Origin of the sequence: Nocardia sp. NPDC004568 (genome assembly GCF_040609955.1) — a bacterium.
In the GTDB taxonomy this organism is placed as follows: Bacteria; Actinomycetota; Actinomycetes; order Mycobacteriales; family Mycobacteriaceae; genus Nocardia.
This window is the reverse complement of the sequence record NZ_JBEXLL010000034.1, coordinates 12,702-25,062: the sequence shown is the minus strand read 5'-3', so window position 1 is coordinate 25,062 and position 12,361 is coordinate 12,702. Positions and strand designations below refer to the sequence as shown.

Annotated in this window: 14 protein-coding genes; 5 read left to right on the top strand and 9 right to left on the bottom strand. The window is 68.7% G+C overall.

Features of this window, described 5'->3' with window-relative positions:
* Positions 1-13: 13 nt before the first annotated feature.
* Together ABZV91_RS17065 and ABZV91_RS17060 are read right to left on the bottom strand one after the other, a co-directional pair.
* Positions 14-187: a hypothetical protein gene (locus ABZV91_RS17065; RefSeq protein WP_355242089.1), complete on the bottom strand. Its 174-nt coding sequence runs from the start codon at positions 185-187 to the stop codon at positions 14-16.
* Entirely contained in the window at positions 187-1,071 is an 885-nt protein-coding gene (locus tag ABZV91_RS17060; RefSeq protein ID WP_355242086.1) for an SPFH domain-containing protein, read from the bottom strand. The genes ABZV91_RS17065 and ABZV91_RS17060 overlap by 1 nt, the downstream gene beginning before the upstream one ends.
* A 130-nt stretch (positions 1,072-1,201) precedes the next feature.
* Between ABZV91_RS17060 and ABZV91_RS17055 the strand changes: the two genes are divergently transcribed.
* Positions 1,202-2,290: an isocitrate/isopropylmalate family dehydrogenase gene (locus ABZV91_RS17055; RefSeq protein WP_355242083.1), complete on the top strand. Its 1,089-nt coding sequence runs from the start codon at positions 1,202-1,204 to the stop codon at positions 2,288-2,290.
* A gap of 32 nt (positions 2,291-2,322) precedes the next feature.
* On the opposite strand, the gene ABZV91_RS17050 is transcribed toward ABZV91_RS17055, so the two are convergent.
* Genes ABZV91_RS17050 through ABZV91_RS17040 form a run of 3 tightly spaced genes read right to left on the bottom strand, consistent with a single transcriptional unit; the run spans position 2,323 to position 4,900 of the window.
* Positions 2,323-3,093, bottom strand: coding sequence for an amino acid ABC transporter ATP-binding protein (locus tag ABZV91_RS17050; RefSeq protein ID WP_355242080.1), 771 nt, complete (start codon positions 3,091-3,093; stop codon positions 2,323-2,325).
* The gene (locus ABZV91_RS17045; RefSeq protein ID WP_355242077.1) at positions 3,090-4,022 is read right to left on the bottom strand and encodes an amino acid ABC transporter permease; all 933 of its coding nucleotides are present in this window, start codon (positions 4,020-4,022) and stop codon (positions 3,090-3,092) included. The genes ABZV91_RS17050 and ABZV91_RS17045 overlap by 4 nt, the downstream gene beginning before the upstream one ends.
* Positions 4,022-4,900, bottom strand: coding sequence for an ABC transporter substrate-binding protein (locus ABZV91_RS17040; RefSeq protein WP_355242189.1), 879 nt, complete (start codon positions 4,898-4,900; stop codon positions 4,022-4,024). Before ABZV91_RS17040 ends, ABZV91_RS17045 begins: the two co-directional genes overlap by 1 nt.
* A 204-nt stretch (positions 4,901-5,104) precedes the next feature.
* On the opposite strand from ABZV91_RS17040, the gene ABZV91_RS17035 reads away from it, so the two are divergent.
* Together ABZV91_RS17035 and trxA are read left to right on the top strand one after the other, a co-directional pair.
* Positions 5,105-5,638 carry a 2'-5' RNA ligase family protein gene (locus ABZV91_RS17035; protein WP_355242074.1) on the top strand — a complete coding sequence of 178 codons (534 nt, stop codon included), beginning with the start codon at positions 5,105-5,107 and terminating at the stop codon, positions 5,636-5,638.
* A 124-nt stretch (positions 5,639-5,762) separates the two neighbouring features.
* Positions 5,763-6,146, top strand: a complete 384-nt coding sequence (gene trxA, locus ABZV91_RS17030; protein WP_063036407.1) for a thioredoxin — start codon at positions 5,763-5,765, stop codon at positions 6,144-6,146.
* A gap of 87 nt (positions 6,147-6,233) precedes the next feature.
* On the opposite strand, the gene ABZV91_RS17025 is transcribed toward trxA, so the two are convergent.
* Positions 6,234-6,674 (bottom strand): 2-keto-3-deoxygluconate kinase, encoded by a 441-nt coding sequence (locus tag ABZV91_RS17025; protein WP_355242070.1) that lies wholly within the window; start codon positions 6,672-6,674, stop codon positions 6,234-6,236.
* 255 nt (positions 6,675-6,929) lie between these two features.
* Here ABZV91_RS17025 and ABZV91_RS17020 point away from each other — a divergent pair, with 255 nt between their 5' ends.
* A complete protein-coding gene (locus ABZV91_RS17020) occupies positions 6,930-7,052 on the top strand; it encodes a hypothetical protein (protein ID WP_355242067.1) in 123 nt (40 codons plus the stop codon).
* A gap of 437 nt (positions 7,053-7,489) precedes the next feature.
* On the opposite strand, the gene ABZV91_RS17015 is transcribed toward ABZV91_RS17020, so the two are convergent.
* Positions 7,490-8,101, bottom strand: coding sequence for an MspA family porin (locus ABZV91_RS17015; protein WP_355242064.1), 612 nt, complete (start codon positions 8,099-8,101; stop codon positions 7,490-7,492).
* Between ABZV91_RS17015 and ABZV91_RS17010 the strand changes: the two genes are divergently transcribed.
* Positions 8,100-8,432 carry a hypothetical protein gene (locus ABZV91_RS17010; RefSeq protein WP_355242061.1) on the top strand — a complete coding sequence of 111 codons (333 nt, stop codon included), beginning with the start codon at positions 8,100-8,102 and terminating at the stop codon, positions 8,430-8,432. The genes ABZV91_RS17015 and ABZV91_RS17010 overlap by 2 nt on opposite strands.
* Before the next feature lie 306 nt (positions 8,433-8,738).
* On the opposite strand, the gene polA is transcribed toward ABZV91_RS17010, so the two are convergent.
* Together polA and ABZV91_RS17000 are read right to left on the bottom strand one after the other, a co-directional pair.
* The gene (gene polA / locus ABZV91_RS17005) at positions 8,739-11,480 is read right to left on the bottom strand and encodes a DNA polymerase I (RefSeq protein WP_355242058.1); all 2,742 of its coding nucleotides are present in this window, start codon (positions 11,478-11,480) and stop codon (positions 8,739-8,741) included.
* 168 nt (positions 11,481-11,648) lie between these two features.
* Positions 11,649-12,344, bottom strand: a complete 696-nt coding sequence (locus ABZV91_RS17000) for an ABC transporter ATP-binding protein (RefSeq protein ID WP_355242187.1) — start codon at positions 12,342-12,344, stop codon at positions 11,649-11,651.
* Between the last annotated feature and the right edge of the window lie 17 nt (positions 12,345-12,361).

The window sequence follows — 12,361 nt, the reverse complement described above, 5'->3', positions numbered from 1 at the left end:
GAGCCCGGTCCGATCAGGATTCGTCGCGGCGCGACCGCCGCGGCGAACGCCCGGCCTGCTCCAGCGCGCGCCGGAGGGCGAATTCGATCTGCGCGTTGACGCTGCGCAGATCGTCGGCCGCCCATTTGGCGATCGCGTCGTGGACCGCGGGGTCGAGCCGGAGCAGGACCTTCTTGCGTTCGGACATCAGTTGTACAGCGATCCCGCATTGACCACCGGCTGCGTCGGCCGGTCACCGCACAGCACCACCAGCAGATTCGAGACCATGGTGGCCTTGCGTTCCTCGTCCAGTTCGACCATGCCCTCGGCGGTGAGCCGGTTCAGCGCCAGTCCGACCATGCCCACCGCTCCTTCGACGATCTGCGTCCGGGCGGCCACCACCTGCGCCGCCTGCTGGCGGACCAGCATCGCCTGCGCGATCTCCGGCGCGTACGCGAGGTGGGTGATCCGCGCCTCGATCACCTCGATCCCGGCGGTTTCGGTGCGGTCGCGCAGTTCCACCGTGAGCTCCTCGGCGACCTCGGCGCCGTCGCGCAGACTGGTGCGGCCGGCGTCGTGCGCGTCGTAGGGGTGGGTGGTGGCCAGATGCCGGACGGCGGCCTCGGACTGGGTTTCCACGTACTCCTCGTAGTCGTCGACGGCGAAGGCGGCCTTGAAACTGTCGACCACCTTGTAGACGACCACCGCCGCGATCTCCACGGGATTACCGTCGGCGTCGTTCACCTTGAGTTTCTGGGTTTCGAAGTTCCGGACCCGCAGCGAGATACTGCGGCGATCGGTCAGCGGCAGGACCGAGAAGAATCCGGGTTCGCTCACCGAGCCGATATAGCGGCCGAAGAACTGAACGACCTTGGCCTCGTTGGGGTTCACCACCGTCAGGCCGGTGATGCCGAGCAGGAGGATCACCCCCAGCACGCACGCCACGATCGCTCCCGCCAGTGCCGCGGCGTTCCGATGCTGCGCGAATGCCGCGAATCCCGCTATCGCCACCGCGGCCAGCGCGATGGTGAGCACCAGCCAGATCAGTAGCACGACGAACCCGTTGACCCGCGCGGCGTTCCGGAATGTCATGACATCCTCCATCTATCAAAGTGATATCACTAAGATAGCATGCGACCGTAGGGGCGGTGGGGCACGAGACGGATGCCGGACCGCCCGGCCCCGCGGCCGGCCTCCGCCGGTCGCCTGCGACCATGTGCGGATGGACCGGACGGCACAGGGCGAACGGCGACTACGCCTCGGCGTGATCGAGGGCGACGGGATCGGGCCCGAGGTGGTGGGCTCGGCGCGCCGAGTGGTGGACGAGGCACTTTCCGCCGCGGGCGCGGCCGAGATCGACTGGGTTCCGTTGCCGATGGGTCGCTCGGCCATCGACGAATTCGGCACCGCTCTCCCGGACTCCACCCTGACCGGTCTGCGCGACACCGACGGCTGGATCCTCGGGCCGCACGACAACGCCGCCTACCCGCCGGAGCACCGCATCGCGCCCGGCGGTGCGATCCGGCGCCATTTCGGCCTGCACGCCAATATCCGTCCGGTGAAGGCGTTTCCCGGTGTCGCGGCGGTCGCACCGGATATCGACCTGGTGGTGGTCCGGGAGAACAGCGAGGGTTTCTACGCCGACCGCAATATGGCGGTCGGCTCCGGAGAGTTCTGCCCCACCCCGGATATCGCGCTGTCGGTCGGCCTGGTGACCCGGGCGGCATCCGAACGGATCGCGCACGAGGCCTTCCGGCTGGCGGCCACCCGGCGCGGCCGGGTGGCCATCGTGCACAAAGCGAATGTGCTGCCGCTCACCATGGGATTGTTCCGCGACGCCTGCTATGCCGTGGCACGCGGATACCCCGGTGTGACGGTGACGGACGAGCACGTCGACGCGGCCGCCGCGCATCTGGTCCGGTCGCCCGGCGATTTCGATGTCCTGGTCACCGAGAACCTTTTCGGCGATATCCTGTCCGACCTGGCGGCGCAGCTCGGCGGGTCACTGGGTACGGCCGCCTCCTTGAACTGTTCGGCCGACCGGGCGATGGCGCAGGCCGTCCACGGCGCGGCCCCCGATCTGGCCGGCCGCAATCGCGCCGATCCGGTGGCCCTGCACCTGTCCGCCGCCATGCTGCTGCGCTGGCTGGCCGATCGGCACGGCCGGCCGGTACTCGCCCGGGCCGCGGAGCGGATCGAACACGCGGTCGCGGCGACCTTCGCCGCCGGTATCGCCACGGCCGATCTGGGCGGCCTGGCCTCGACCAGCGAATTCACCGAGCAGGTCACCGCCCGGGTCCACTTCCGATAGGCGCGGACGCCGGACCCGGCCCAGCGGACCGGCTACAGCAACCGGGACAGGAACGCCTTGGTGCGGTCGTGCGCCGGGTTCGTCAGCAGATCGCCGGGCGGCCCCGCCTCCACCACGACTCCCCCGTCCATGAACACCAGTTGATCGGCCACCTCACGCGCGAAACCCATCTCATGGGTCACCACGATCATCGTCATACCCGACGCCGCGAGTTCGCGCATGACCGTGAGAACTTCACCGACCAACTCCGGGTCCAGTGCGGAGGTCGGCTCGTCGAACAGCATGAGCTTCGGCTCCATCGCCAGCGCGCGGGCGATCGCCACGCGCTGCTGCTGGCCACCGGACAGTTGCGCCGGGTAGGCGCCTGCCTTGTCGGCCAGCCCGACCCGGTCCAGGAGGTCCTTCGCCCGCGCCACCGCGTCGGCCCGGCGTGCCTTTTTGACCTGGATGGGCGCCTCGATGACGTTGGCGAGCACGGTGCGATGCGGGAACAGGTTGAAATGCTGGAAGACCATACCGATCTCGCGCCGCTGACGAGCCGCGTTGCGGGGGTGCAGCTCGTAGAGCTTGCCGCCTTTCTCCCGGTAGCCGACCAGTTCCCCGTCCACGTACAAGCGACCCGCGTCGACCTGTTCCAGATGGTTGATACACCGCAGGAAGGTGGATTTTCCCGATCCCGAAGGACCGATCAGGCACAGCACCTCACCGTGCCGCACCTCGAGCGAGATGCCCTCGAGCACCCGCAGCGCCCCGAAGCTCTTGCAGACCCGGTCGGCGCGAACCATCGGTTCCGGCGCACTCATTTCGCCGCTACCTCTCCGCGCGCGTCGGCCAGCTCCTGGAGTTGTTTCGCGGTCAGTTGCCGGGAGATGCCCCGCGAATAGTGTTTCTCCAGGTAGTACTGGCCGACCATCAGCACGCTGGTGATCGCCAGGTACCAGGTGGCGGTGACGAGCAGCAGCGGAATGGGCAGGAAGTTCACCCCGTAGATATCGCGGGCCCGGCCGAACAGATCGGTACTGAGCGGTATGGCGGTGACCAGCGCCGTGGTCTTCAGCATGCTGATGAGTTCGTTGCCGGTCGGCGGGATGATCACCCGCATGGCCTGCGGCAGCACCGTCCGCCGCATGGTCTGCGACCAGGACATTCCGAGTGCGATGGACGCTTCGCGCTGGCCTTCCCCGACCGAGTTGATACCGGCCCGGACGATCTCGGCCATGTACGCGGCCTCGTTGAGCCCCAGTCCGATCACCGCGAACGCGAACCCGGCCTGCAAACTCTGCACATCGACCTCGAACAGGCGCGGGCCGAAGGGCACGCCGAACGCGACGTTCCGGTACAGCGACGGGACCAATCCCCAGAAGACCAGTTGCACGTACACCGGGGTGCCGCGGAACACCCACAGGTAGACCCAGGCGCTCGCCCGCAGCACCGGGTTCGGCGACAGCCGCATCACCGCCAGCGTGGTACCGAGGACGACCGCGATGACCATCGCCAGCACGGTGAGCTCCAGAGTGACCACCGCCCCCGCCGCGATCCGGGTATCGCGGAGGTACTGCCAGTACACGTCCCAGCGGTATGCGGGATTGGTGGCCGCGCCGTAGACGAACAATCCGGCGAGCGCCAGGATCACCACGGCGGCCACCCAGCGGCCGGGCCGCCGCAACGGGACGGCGGCGATGGGTTCGGGCTCGGCGGCCGCGCCGGCGGCCCCACTCGAATCGGCGGTCATCACGTCGGCTCCCTCGCGCCGTTGATCACGGAGGTGCGCAGCGCGCCCTCCTGGACACCCCAGTTCTCGGTGATCTGCCGGTACTGCCCGGTGTCCATCAGGTGCTGCACCGCGTCGCGCAGCACGGGCGCGAGCGGCGATCCCTTGGCGACGGCCCACCCGTAGGGCGCCGAATCGAAGACCGGACCGGCCGGTTCGATCTTGCCGCCGGTCTGTTTGATCGCGTACGCGGTGACCGGGGAATCCGCGGACATGGCGTCGACCTGCCCGAGTACCAGCGCATTGGTGACCGCGCTCTGTTCGTCGAACGCGTCGATGATGATCGGGTCCCGGCCCGCGGCGACACACGCTTCGCTCTTGGCCGGGACCTCCTCGATGTGCTCCACCGTTGTCGCCTGGACCGCGACGCGCCGACCGCAGGCGTTCGCCGGATCGACGTGCCGTCCGGTGCGCTGGGCCCATTGCACTCCCGCGCTGAAATAGGTCACGAAATCGACCTGCTCCTCCCGCTCCACCGAATCGGTGATCGAGGACATACCGATATCGTAGGTACCGGCCTGTACAGCGGGAATGATCTTCTCGAACGCCGATTCGGTATAGCGGGCCCGCAGACCGAGCACCGCGGTGACCGCGTCCATCAGATCCACATCGAAACCGACGATCGCACCGTGGCGGTCGCGGTACTCGTTCGGCTGATACGGCACATTGACCCCGACCACCACCTCACCGGCGGCGGCGATATCGGCCGGCACCCGCGCGGCCAGCGCGTCCACCGGCTGCACCGCGATCTTGGGCGGGACCGGCCCGGTGTCCTCGACATTGGTCACGCACCCGGCCAGCAGCGCGATTCCGGCCAGCCCACACACCACGCGCCGCATCCGGGCACCGGATCGAACCACCACCGCCACCACCTGCCGCTCGCGAAGAATCGTCGGCCTCCGGCCGCTCGTCGACCTTGTCAGGCACAGTAGGCGACCGCGGCCCGCGGCACACCCCGAGTAACCCAAGATTGATCTTCGGGCGCGGCGGCCGCGGAGCTACCGCCCGTACTCCGGCGCGCGACCCGCTACCGTCTGCAGATCATGGTGCAGTCGGTGGAATTACTGCTCGACGAGGCGGCCGAGCAACGTATCCGGCGGCAGTGGGAACTGCTCGCCGAAGCCGGACTACCCGGGTTGGGGCAGGGCAGACGCGACGGCGACACCGAAAGCCACCGACCGCACATCACCGTGGCGGTGGCCCGGCAGATCTGGCCGCGGATCGAACAGGACCTCGACCGGTTGCCGTTCCGGCCCTTCCCGGTGCGTCTCGGCGGAGTGCTGGTGTTCGGGGCGCGGCGGCCGATCCTGGTGCGGGCGGTGGTCCCGTCCGAACAACTGCTGGCCTGGCATCGCCGCATCCACCAGGTGGTCGAGCCATGTCCTGACATCCCGGCGAACCTGCGCCCGAACCAGTGGACACCGCATGTCACGCTGGCGCGGCGGATCCTGCCGATGCGGATCGGTGACGCGGTGGCCACCGTCGCGGCCGACCGGGACACCACCGCGACCGTGGTGGGCATCCGGCGCTGGGACGGCGACCAGCGGCGCGCGTGGTCGGTCGCCGAACACGGCTGAACGGAGCCCAGCGCGCTCCGGGACCCCGGCACGTAGGGTGGGGGCCGGTGGCGTACGACACCGCCGTGGAACACCGCGGCCGGGGCCGGCGTTACAGCCTGAATACCGACCACGAGAGGACGTCATGGCCACCCAGACACTGACGCAGCAGAATTTCGATGACGTAGTCACCAGTAACGACGTCGTACTCGTCGATTTCTGGGCTTCCTGGTGCGGACCGTGCCGCAGCTTTGCCCCGACCTACGATGCGTCGTCGGAGAAGCATCCCGATGTCGTGCACGGCAAGGTCGACACCGAGGCCGAACAGGGCCTGGCCGCGGCCGCCAATATCCAGTCCATCCCGACCATCATGGCCTTCCGTGAGGGTGTGCTCGTTTTCGCGCAGCCCGGGGCGCTGCCGCCCGCGGCGCTCGAGGATCTGGTCTCCCAGGTGAAGGCTCTCGATATGGACGAGGTCCGTAAGCAACTCGCCGAGCAGCAGGCGGCCAACGGCGAAGCCGCCGAATAGAATCGACGAACGACGGCGGGCTCCACACTTTCCGGGGATGGTGTGGAGCCCGCCGTCGCGTGGTCGTGCCGGGCGGCCGGTAGACCGCTAGCGCAGCGCCCCCAACCGGTTCACGCTGGCGATCATCGCCCGCACCGAGGATTCCGCGCCGTCGGCGGCGAGGGCGGCGCCCCAGCCGCGGCGGCCGTCGCATTCACATTGCACGAAGGTCGCGGTCCCCGCCGCGGTGCGGCGCTGATGGAACCGCAGGATCTCGACCGGATAGCCGGCGTCGTAGAGGGCCGAGGTCATGGCGGCGACGGGGCTGCCCGCCGCCACGACCGAACGGGACCAGCCCGCGAATTCGAGGGTCGCGGTGAAGGCGCCACCGCGCGCACCGGTGGACGACCAGGCCGCGAGCCGGATCGGACCGGCGCATTCGCCGTAACGGTCGTGGAATTGGTCGGCCGTCAGTTCCGCGCATTCGGTACGCAGGCTGCGCGGGGCGGCCGTGGTCAGGGCGTCGTTTTCCAGAGTCAGTGTGGTCATGAGCACGTAGGTCTTCCCAGAGATGGTCGGCAGGTTTGGGGGACCAGCAAAAGCAGAGAAGGGGGGCCCGCAGCGAGGGGGCCGGTCCGAATCAGACCCCGCTACGGCGGGTTACTACTACGGCAAGTAGCCGACGAGCCGACTCCGCGGTACGCGAGAGGAGCACCGCACCGTCGCGATCTGCGAACATCGGCGCGGCACACAGGCCGGCGGCAGGAATTTGCACGGGGTCGAGAATAAAGACTCCGCGGGAAGATGGCAACCATATTCGCCCGCCGTTTCGCCTACCGCCGAGTACCGTTCTCCCTGGTCACCAGCGGGCAACCCGGAAAGCGGCGCCGCGCGCCGGTGACCGGACAGCCGCCGCGCCGCCGGTGACACAGCCCGTCGAGCCACATCGATCACCGACCGCGCGGCGCCGGGACACGAGGTACCAGCCGCTCCTCCACCGCCGAAGCGGTGCTTCCCGGCGCGGATTCGGAGGTTTCGAGGTCCGGGGCGCTCTTCCGTCCGGCCCCCCACATCCGGCCCTACCTCGGCGAGGAGGACAGCAGGCCCGCGCGGCGACTTTCGGCGCCGGGCAGCGGCCGGTCGGCGGGAGTGGTCCAGCGCCGACAAGGGCGGGTGACCTTCACCACAGCCGCTGTACCGGAGAACCGGCATCGAGTCCCCGGCGGCGCGGCGACGGCAGCGAACCGGAGTCGGCCCGCGCGATCCTCGTACGGCCACTGTGTCCCGTACCGGGCGCGCTTCCCGAGCGCCGGTGGCACCCGGAGCCCCGGCAGCGCACGCGACGGCCGCTGCCCGGGATCCGGTCAGAACGTGAACGAGGTGCCGTAACCCGTCGTCTGCACGGTGCCGCCGGGGGTATCGGCGCGGACGGTGACGAACGGCATGGCCGAGGCCGGGGACAGACAGCCGTTGACCTGCAACGGGGTATTGCTGTGCGCGAAGGTGTACGGGAAGGTCGACTCCTCGTCGAGCTCCGCCGCGCCCACGACGGCCGTCGTCACCCTGCCCGGCGCCAAATTGACGGCGAGCTCCCCGGCGAGGCCGTTCTCTACACCGAAGGCCTGTGCCAGGGCGGCACCCACACCGGCACTGACGCCGACCTCGGGCGGTGTCAACACGTCGAGGCCGGGATCGACCATTGGTGGTGCGCCCGGCTCGGGGCCCGGCTCGACCGTGGGCGGTTCCACCGCCCCGAGGCCGAGATCGACTCCGAGATCGACCCCCACCTCGGGCGCGACCTCGGTGGCGACGGCGACACTCGGCGAGATGGCGACCGAGATACCGTTCGCGATGTCGACGGCGCAGCCGAGCAGATAGCCGGCGACGACTTCACCGCCGCGCAGCGGTGCGCCGCCGTCGGCGGCCACCGAGAAATCCCCGGATACCTTGACCGTGTGCGCGAAGGGCACCCCCATGGCCGTGTCACCGGACGGCTCGGAAGTACTGGAATTCGCGGACGCCACCACACGCAGCCCACCGGAAGTGATTTCTCCCGGCGCTGCCCACGCCGCGGTATCGCCAGTGGAGGCAGCGCCGGTGACGGCCGATATCACCGCGGCGAGCGTGGCCACAATGGATGAATACTTGCGGTTCATCGTGCTCCAGTCATCATGTTCGGATCGAAAAATTCACACGAACTCGGACACCGCCGACTGTCACGAAATCCGGATCGCGCACGCGAACCCGATTTCCAGGGCGATTACCGCCGAAGCCACTAGCCGTACCGCACCCGAGATTCGCCGATGAGTCGGTGAGCAGTACTCGCGGAGCATCATAAACAGCTGTGCCCGGTACCGGGCACAGGCCACGCGCCGCATACGCCACTGATCGGGGCACGATCTCTGTCCAGCCCGCTTCCGTGGCGCGGATCGGCGCGGGTGGACGGAACCTCGCGGTAGGGATCGGTCACGACTTCTGTCCACCTCGGACTCCGGCACGGCCCGGGTCCGCCCACGCCCATCCACCCGGGCCGGGCAAGCCTGGTCCTGGCGGAACGGGTCGGCGGCGCGGGTGAGGAGGAATGCCGGAGGCCACGGACCGCCGCCGCGCGACTCAGTGCGCCGCCGCGTCCCAGCTGCGTCCGACGCCGACCGAAACACTCAGCGGCACCGAGAGTTCGATGGCCGAGGCCATCTGCTCCCGGGCCAGCTCCTGCAACTGTTCGCGCTCGCCGGGCGCGACCTCGAAGACGAGTTCGTCGTGGATCTGCAACAACATCCGGGAACGCAGCCCGGACTCCGCGAGCGCGTTGTGCACATTGATCATCGCGACCTTGATGATATCGGCGGCGGTGCCCTGGATCGGGGCATTGAGCGCCATCCGCTCGGCGGCCTCGCGGCGCTGCCGGTTGCTGTGGTCGAGGTCGGGCAGGTAGCGACGGCGGCCGAAGAGGGTCTGCGTGTAACCCACCTTGCGCGCCTGCTCTACCACGGCGTGCAGATAGTCGCGGATACCGCCGAACCGGGCGAAGTAGATGTCCATCTGCTCCTTCGCCTCCTGGGTGCTGATCTTCAGCTGGGCGGACAGACCGTAGGAGCTGAGGCCGTACGCGAGGCCGTAGGACATGGCCTTGATGCGGCGGCGCACCTCCGGGGACACCTCGGAGATCGGAATGTCGAACGCCTTGGAGGCCACGAAACTGTGCAGATCCTCGCCGGAGTTGAACGCTTCGATCAGGCCCTCGTCACCGGACAGATGCGCCATGATCCGCATCTCGATCTGGCTGTAGTCGGCCGTCATCAGCGATTCGTAGCCCGACCCCACCACGAAGGTGTCACGGATCATCCGGCCGGTATCGGTACGGATGGGAATGTTCTGCAGGTTGGGTTCGGTGGACGACAGCCGCCCGGTGGCCGCGATGGTCTGGTTGAAGGTGGTGTGGATCCGGCCGTCGTCGGCCACGGATTTCAGCAGGCCGTCCACGGTGACCTTGAGGCGGGTGGCGTCGCGGTGGGCGAGCAGATGCTGCAGAAAGGGATGCTCGGTCTTCTCGTACAGCGATTCCAGCGCGTCCGCGTCGGTGGTGTAGCCGGTTTTGGTGCGCTTGGTCTTGGGCATATCGAGCTCGTCGAACAGCACCACCTGCAGCTGCTTCGGGGACCCGAGATTGATCTGCTTGCCGATGACGTCGTAGGCGGCGTTCGCGGCTTCGGCGACCTTGTCCGCGAACTGCCGCTGCAATTCGCCGAGCTGATCGGTGTCGACGGCGATACCGGCGTCCTCGAGTTCGGCGAGCACCCCGAGCAGCGGCAGTTCCATCTCGTCGAGCAGCGGCGTGGATTCGATCTTCGCGAGCTCTTCGTCCAGGGCATCGGCCAGATCGGCGACCGCCCGCGCCCGCAGCATCTCGTTCTGCGCGAGCTCGGCGTCGACCGCGTCCTCGGCGTCCAGCAGGGACAGCTGCGGTGCCGCTTCGGTTTCGGTGCGCAGTTCGCGGTGCAGGTACCGCAGCGACAGATCGTCGAGGTTGAAGCTGCGCTGCCCCGGCCGGACCAGGTAGGCGGCCAGCGCGGTATCGCTGCTCAGACCGCCCAGTGTCCAGCCGCGACCGCGCAGCGCGTGCAGCGCGCCCTTGGCCTCGTGCAGGGCCTTGCGATGCGACGTATCGGTGAGCCAGGCGCCGAGCGCGGATTCGTCCTCGGCGGTGAGGGCGGTGATATCGATATAGCCGGACTCTCCGTCGGCGGCGGCGATGGCGAGCGCACGCACGTCACCGGCCGCCGGTGTGCTGGTGCCGGACAACGAAATACCGTGTCGGGAACCGGATTTCGCGTGCTCGGCAAGCCAGTCCGCGACACTTCCGGGCTCCAGCGTGCGCCCGCTGATCTCGAAACCCGATTCGGCCTCCACGGTGGGCGGGGCGAGGGTTTCGAAGAGCCGGTCGCGCAGTACCCGGAATTCCAGATCGTCGAACAGCTGGTGGATCCGCTCCCGGTTCCAGGCCCCCTGGGCCAGCTGATCGGGGGTGTAGGGCAGCGGAACGTCGCGGACCATCTCGGTGAGCTGCCGGTTGAGCACCACACTGCTCAGATTGGCGCGCAGCGAGTCGCCGACCTTGCCGCGGACCTCGTCCACCTTGTCGACGAGGGTGTTCAGATCGCCGTACTCACGGATCCATTTGGCGGCCGTCTTCTCCCCCACGCCGGGGATACCGGGGAGGTTGTCGCTCGGGTCTCCGCGCAGCGCGGCGTAATCCGGGTACTGCGCCGGGGTGAGACCGTATTTCTTCTCGACCTCCTCCGGGGTGAAGCGGGTGAGATCGGAGACCCCCTTGCGGGGGTACAGCACGGTGACGTCGTCACAGACCAGCTGGATGGAGTCCCGATCGCCGGTGACCACCAGGACCCGGTATCCCTGGGGCACGGCCTGAGTGGTGAGCGTGGCGATGATGTCGTCGGCCTCGTAGCCCTCGATGGCCATCACCGGGATACCGAGTGCGCCCAGCACCTCTTTGGTCAGTTCGACCTGCCCGCGGAATTCGTCGGGGGTCGAGGACCGGTTGGCCTTGTATTCCGGGTAGGCCTCCACCCGGAAGGTCTGCCGGGAGACGTCGAACGCGGCCGCCACATGGGTCGGTTTCTCGTCGCGCAGCAGATTGATGAGCATGGCGGTGAACCCGTACACCGCGTTGGTGGTCTGCCCGGTGACCGTCTGGAAATTCTCCGCGGGAAGCGCATAGAAGGCCCGGTAGGCCAGCGAATGCCCGTCCAGTAGCAGCAGCGTGGGCCGATCTCCCGAGGAACCCGGGGTGGCGGAGGCGGCGGTCGTCGGCTGCGCGGAGGTCGGTGAGGTCACACTCGGAGAGTCTAGGGACCCCCACCGACACCCGCCCACCCCCGTACCGGCTCGCCCAGGGCCGGCGCCGCCCGGTATCGGACGGGAGCCGCCCGGGCCGACACCCCCGGACCCGCGCGCCTCCGGCACCGGTGACCAGGTGGTACGCCGGTAAGTCGGGAGCCGAGCTCAGCCGACCCCCAGATAGGCGGCCTGCACCGCCGGATCGTCGAGCAGTTCGCGGCCGCGCCCGGTCTTGGTGACCTTTCCGGTTTCCACGATGTAGGCGCGGTCGCTGCGGGCCAGCGCCTGCCGGGCGTTCTGCTCCACCAGCAGTACGGTGGTGCCGGTGGCGTTGATCTCGGCGATGATCCGGAAGATCTGCTGGATCACCATCGGCGCCAGACCCATGGACGGCTCGTCCAGGAGCAGCAGCCGCGGCCGGGCCATCAGCGCCCGCCCGATGGCGAGCATCTGCTGCTCGCCCCCCGAGAGCGTGCCACCGGACTGTCTGCGCCGCTCCAGCAGCCGCGGGAACAGTTCGAAGACCCGGTCCAGGGCGGCCGCGTACTCGGCCTTCTTGGCGAAAGGCCGCGCGTAGCACCCCATATCGAGGTTCTCCTGCACGGTCATCCCCGGGAACACACCTCGCCCCTCGGGCGCCTGCACCAGTCCGGCGATCACCCGCTCGTGCGCCTTCAACCGGCTGATATCGCGGCCCTCGAACCGGATCTGCCCGCGGGTCAACGGCAGCAGACCCGACAGGGCGCGCATGGTCGTGGTCTTCCCGGCGCCGTTCGCGCCCAGCAGGGTGACCAGTTCCCCCGGTGCGACCCGCAGCGAAATACCGTGCAGGGCCTCGATTCTGCCGTAGGCGACGACCATATCGGTGACCTCGAGCA